Below are 5,366 nucleotides of genomic sequence, written 5' to 3'. Positions count from 1 at the left end.
CCTTCAAATACAAGTCCACGGTGTATATCCCCAAGCCCTCCCGAAATCCGAAAGGGCAAAAGTGGACGACTTTTACGCCGCCCGCGACAACACTATGCCGTCGCTACCGTGGCCGAGTATTGCTCCGCCGTTCACACCTGCTTCCTTCCATGCTGCACGGTAGGCACGGATTTGTCTGGCCTGCTGCACGTGAAAGGGTTCGCCTGTTTCATCAACCTTCAGCGTGGACGACTGCAGGTGCATCCCCATTTGCGCGGCCCATACAGCCGTCGCATTCGAAGCCGAACCCCACCAAATGCGCTGACGCAGGCCCTCGGAATGCGGCTCCAGTCGCAACAGCCCAGGCGGGTTGGGGAACATGGGCTGCGGATTGGGGTGGGCAAAGCCCTCGCCCCCCAAGTGCTTCAGGAAGATCTCGGCATGGCGCCGCGCCATGTCAGATGCGTCCTCGCCCTCGACCGGTTGGTATCCGAAATAGCGCCACCCGGCATCGACCTGCTCGGGGGAGCCACGGCTAATCCCAAGTTGCAGACGGCTGCCGGAAATTAAGTCCGCCGCTCCTGCATCCTCAATCATATAAAGCGGGTTCTCGTAGCGCATATCAATCACGCCTGTCCCGATCTCGATCTTTGACGTCCGTGCACCAATCGCCGCCAAAAGCGGGAACGGCGATGCGAGTTGCCGCGCAAAGTGGTGGACCCGGAAATACGCGCCATCGACACCCAGTTCTTCTGCGGCGACCGCCAGATCAATCGACTGGAGCAATGTGTCCTGTGCTGTTCTGAGGGGAGACCCCTCTGCGGGATCCCAATGTCCAAAAGACAGAAAACCGATTTTCTTCATGACACACCTCGCGCACAGTGAACTCTTTGCTTGTTCACTACCTATGCCGCGACGCAGCGACCACAATGGCAGGCCACTGCGCACAGACTGTTCCGAAATGCGCAGCAGTCCTGCCGTTAGAGTGCCCGCAATAGATCGCGCGAAGGTTCTCCGGTCACCGGCAACCCTCGACTGCGCTGAAATGCACGGATGGCAGCACGGGTCTTGTCCCCGAGAACGCCATCGGCCCCGCCCGCGTCAAACCCTTGGGAGGTCAGGCCACGCTGCAATGCGATCCGGTCATCTTTGGTAAAGCCATAGGCATCTGGTGGGAAACTGCCCCGTAAGGGCGGCTTACCCGCTATGCGGTCGGACAAATGCCCCACACCGATCGCGTAGGCATCAGAGTTGTTGTAGCGTTTGATTGCTCGGAAATTGCGCGTTGTGGTGAACCGCGGGCCACCCGGTTGCGGCTGGATTGTGGCGCCTGCCTCTGCGCTCGGCCCGGCTTCTGCCCCCCACGCGACACCGCGCTGCCAGCCGTTGCGCGACAGATAGGCGGCAGTCGAGGCCAGCGCGTCGGTCGGATCTTCGGACCAGATGTCGGCGCGGCCATCTCCTGTGTAGTCGACTGCAAAGGACAAATAAGAGGTTGGAATAAACTGGGTATGCCCCATCGCCCCAGCCCAACTTCCCGTCAAATTCCGGGCCGTGACATCTCCGCGACTCAGAATTTTCAGCGCCGCAATCAATTGCCCTTCGAAAAACCGCCCCCGCCGCCCATCGAAAGCAAGGGTCGAGGTGGAAGAGATCACCGGAATATCTCCGCGCCGTTCTCCGTAATAGCTTTCAAGCCCCCAAATCGCAGCAATGATGTAGGAGTCGACGCCATACCTTTGTTCAAGCGCCTGAAGTGTGCTGCGATACCGGGCATAGGCCGCGCGCCCTTTGGACACCCGCTCGTCCGACACTGCGATGGACAAATAATCTTCGAGCGATCTTTTGAATTCGGTCTGATTGCGATCCCGCTCGACCACACCGGGCAAATAGCCGGTGCCGCGAAACGCGCTGTTCAAAAGTCCTGCAGAGAACCCTTGCGCTTCGGCCCGCTGCCGAAAGCCTGCGACCCATGAGGTATAGGCGGCGTTCGGCACAGGGCGCATCCCCGAAGGCGGCAGAGCACGGGCGGCGCGGCTCTGCGGCTGGCTGGATCCGCACCCCGCCAAGCCAAAAGCGGCGGCAAACAGGCTAAATTGACGTCTACTCAAGTTCATGCTCGACCTCTGACGATTGTCGCTCGGTTCGGAATTGAAAACACGCTCTGTCTTCGGCGGACCAAAAGGCGCTTGTCACTTGTGTGGCTTGCGCCTTCATCCTTGGCAATGTTCTTTGCGCAGGTTGGCACTCTGTTCACGCAAATAAGCAAAGACTTGCCAGTCCAGTGCTCGGACCACCTTCTGCTAGGGGCGGGTCAAAATGCTCGCCAAAGCGCACACTACCTTCACGAAAGTGTCATGGTTGACCGCTGCGCGACCGCGAAGTGTCGTTTTCATTGGCTCGGCCCCTCCCTCATGGGCCATACTAATGGACGGGGACATCACAGAGGCAAAGGCCCGGACGTTCCGATCCACGCAGACCGTCACTCAGGCTCGGTCCTGCGCAAAGACCGCCTTGGAAGCGTTCCAATCACCCTCGCGACCGCGCGGTCCCAAGCCAGCACGTCATCGTGCCGGCCCTACCCAGCTGGAGGAAGTAAACGTGTTTAATAAAATCATGGTGCCCGTCGATCTGGCACATTCCGAAAAACTGCAGCGCGCCTTGGGTTGCGCTGCGGATTTGGCGCGGCATTACAGCGCTGAAATTGTCTATGTGGGCGTCGCCGCCGCGACGCCCGGCTCGGTCGCCCACACACCGCAAGAGTTCGCCGAAAAGTTAGCCGCTTTTGCGGAAGCTCAGGGCACCGCATCCGGTCTGCAAACCAGCAGCCACCCGGTCACAAGTCACGATCCCAGCTCTGATTTGGACCCCAGCCTGCTCAAGGCGGTTGATGACACCGGAGCCGATCTGGTGGTCATGGCCAGCCACATTCCCAATCTCACAGATTACATTTGGCCCTCTAATGGCGGCACGATCGCGGCCCGAGCAAAAGTATCAGTAATGGTCATTCGCTAGGCCGATTTGGGAACTTTTCACGCCTCACTCGCGTATTTGTTAGGCAAAAGACGTGTAAAACAAACTTAACGGGGGGCCTTTTATATGGCCGACACTTCAGAAAATCAGGGAATACCCGAACCAGAGGGGACGTCCCAGATTATCGAAACCGATTACGAAATCGGACAAGACAATATCGAAACCCAGATCGGGCCATTCGGACTCGATGTGCACAATCCGGTCTTTTTGATCTCTGGCATTGCTGTCATTGCGTTTGTCTTCTACGCACTCGCCCTGCCCGATCAAGCTGGCGCCGTATTTAGCTGGAGTTTCAGCGCAGTCACCAAGGGCTTTGACTGGTTCTTTCTCGGCGCTGCAAACATCTTTGTCATCTTCTGCCTGCTGCTGATCGTTCTGCCGGTGGGCAATGTGCGACTTGGGGGCGCGGACGCACGTCCGGATTACACCTATCTTGGCTGGTTCGCGATGCTGTTTGCGGCAGGCATGGGCATCGGTCTGATGTTCTATGGCGTGTCCGAACCCATGAGCCACTTCGCCTCTGCGATCGGCGGGACAGCCTCCGAAGGCGGTGTACGCACGGACTGGGCCCCGCTTGGCGCGGCGGCTGGGGATGAACAGGCTGCGACAGAACTCGCCTTTGCTGCGACCATCTTCCACTGGGGCCTTCACCCTTGGGCGATCTACGCGGTTGTTGCGCTGGCGCTGGCGCTCTTTTCGTACAACAAGGGTCTGCCGCTGACGATCCGCTCGGCGTTCTACCCGATCCTTGGGGACCGCGTCTGGGGCTGGCCTGGCCACGTCATCGACATTCTGGCGGTGTTTGCGACGCTCTTTGGTCTGGCGACCTCGCTCGGCTTTGGCGCGACACAGGCGAATGCGGGTCTGAACGAGCTGTTCGGCATTCCCGTAAGCTCGACCACCGAAGTCGTCTTGATTTCGATGATCACCGCGATCGCGCTGATCTCGGTTGTGCGTGGTCTGGACGGCGGCGTCAAAGTTCTGTCCGAAATCAACATGGGTCTGGCAGCACTACTGTTGCTGTTCGTTCTGATCGCCGGACCGACCATTGCCATCCTGACTGGCTTTGTGGACTACTTGGCGGCGTATTTGACCCACTTGCCTGCATTGTCGAACCCGATTGGCCGCGAAGACGTGAACTTCAGCCAAGGCTGGACCTCGTTCTACTGGGCTTGGTGGATCTCCTGGTCGCCCTTTGTTGGCATGTTCATCGCCCGCGTCAGCCGTGGCCGCACCGTGCGTGAATTCGTTGTGTGTGTTCTGCTGATCCCGTCGCTGGTCTGCGTTCTGTGGATGTCGGTCTTTGGCGGCGTTGCGATCCAGCAGGTCATTCAGGACGGCTACACCGCCGCGCAAGAGGCGCCTCTGGAACTCAAGCTGTTCAAGATGCTGGACGCTCTGCCCCTGACCCAGATCACAAGCCTGATCGGTATCGTGCTGGTCATCGTGTTCTTCGTGACATCGTCGGACTCGGGCTCGCTGGTGATCGACACCATCACCGCAGGCGGCAAGGTCGACGCGCCCGTGCCCCAGCGTGTGTTCTGGTGCATCTTCGAAGGTGCCGTGGCGATCGTGTTGCTGCTCTCCGCGGGTGGCCTGCAATCGTTGCAGTCCATGGTGATCTCGACCGGCTTGCCTTTTACCGTGGTCCTGTTGGTCATGTGTTGGGCGATCTGGAAAGGTCTCTTGGCCGAGCGCCGCGCGAAGTAAAGCCGCCGCTCTGACCGCTTACAATCCTCTCCGGCTCACGCCGGGGAGGATTTTTTTGTGGGCAGCCGAGTTAGGCGACCAGAACCTGATTGGCGGAAAAGTCAGTCACGCCGTGCAGACGGATCACTGCCATAGCGCCATCCAGCCCCTGATAATCCCGGTAGTAGACGCGTACATCAGTGAAGCTGCCGTCAGAGGCTTCGAGTGTTTCAATGTTCTCGACCAGATTGTCGGACTGGTATGCGCCGATCTGTAGGACATCCTCGGTGACGTCGAAATCTGTAATTTCGAGATATGTGTCATCGACATCGTCGCCAAAGGCGTTTCTCACCTCAATATCGTAAAAGTCCGCTCCAGATCCCCCAGTCGCGACGGCCGGGCCGTCATCAGTGTTGTAGAACTCTGTCATCTTGATCACGTCGTCACCGGCGCCGCCATATGCCGCCGCGCCTGCGCTCACATGCAGAGTATCGTTCCCTTGGCCGCCATAGCCAGAGGCCCCCGTTGTGAACGGCGGAGCAATACTCGGCCACGGTAGCGACGGCATAGTGTTGTCGCGGGCGGCGTAAAAGTCGTCCACTTTTGCCCTTTCGGATTTCGGGAGGGCTTGGGGATATACACCGTGGACTTGTATTTGAAGGTGC

Annotated in this window: 4 protein-coding genes and 1 pseudogene; 2 read left to right on the top strand and 3 right to left on the bottom strand. The window is 58.9% G+C overall.

Annotation, left to right across the window (positions count from 1 at the left end; translation table 11 throughout):
• Window positions 1-135: 135 nt before the first annotated feature.
• Both AB9K37_RS00175 and AB9K37_RS00170 read right to left on the bottom strand, forming a co-directional pair.
• Window positions 136-843 (bottom strand): annotated as a pseudogene (locus tag AB9K37_RS00175) (LLM class flavin-dependent oxidoreductase); the annotation flags it as partial.
• A 116-nt stretch (window positions 844-959) separates the two neighbouring features.
• Window positions 960-2,096, bottom strand: a complete 1,137-nt coding sequence (locus AB9K37_RS00170; protein ID WP_369835062.1) for a lytic murein transglycosylase — start codon at window positions 2,094-2,096, stop codon at window positions 960-962.
• Window positions 2,097-2,580: 484 nt separating this feature from the next.
• On the opposite strand from AB9K37_RS00170, the gene AB9K37_RS00165 reads away from it, so the two are divergent.
• Together AB9K37_RS00165 and AB9K37_RS00160 are read left to right on the top strand one after the other, a co-directional pair.
• The gene (locus AB9K37_RS00165) at window positions 2,581-2,994 is read left to right on the top strand and encodes a universal stress protein (protein ID WP_369835061.1); all 414 of its coding nucleotides are present in this window, start codon (window positions 2,581-2,583) and stop codon (window positions 2,992-2,994) included.
• 84 nt (window positions 2,995-3,078) lie between these two features.
• Complete coding sequence (locus tag AB9K37_RS00160; RefSeq protein ID WP_369835060.1) at window positions 3,079-4,722, top strand: BCCT family transporter; 1,644 nt, start codon at window positions 3,079-3,081, stop codon at window positions 4,720-4,722.
• A 70-nt stretch (window positions 4,723-4,792) separates the two neighbouring features.
• On the opposite strand, the gene AB9K37_RS00155 is transcribed toward AB9K37_RS00160, so the two are convergent.
• Window positions 4,793-5,302 carry a hypothetical protein gene (locus AB9K37_RS00155; protein WP_369835059.1) on the bottom strand — a complete coding sequence of 170 codons (510 nt, stop codon included), beginning with the start codon at window positions 5,300-5,302 and terminating at the stop codon, window positions 4,793-4,795.
• Between the last annotated feature and the right edge of the window lie 64 nt (window positions 5,303-5,366).

The organism is Donghicola sp. XS_ASV15 (genome assembly GCF_041224595.1).
Classification (GTDB): Bacteria; Pseudomonadota; Alphaproteobacteria; order Rhodobacterales; family Rhodobacteraceae; genus Donghicola.
This window is presented reverse-complemented; position numbering and strand designations above follow the sequence as displayed.

Excerpts from the sequence above, each read along its gene's own strand:
- AB9K37_RS00170 (WP_369835062.1), bottom strand. The coding sequence starts at position 2,096 with ATGAACTTGAGTAGACGTCAATTTAGCCTGTTTGCCGCCGCTTTTGGC.
- AB9K37_RS00160 (WP_369835060.1), top strand. The coding sequence starts at position 3,079 with ATGGCCGACACTTCAGAAAATCAGGGAATACCCGAACCAGAGGGGACG.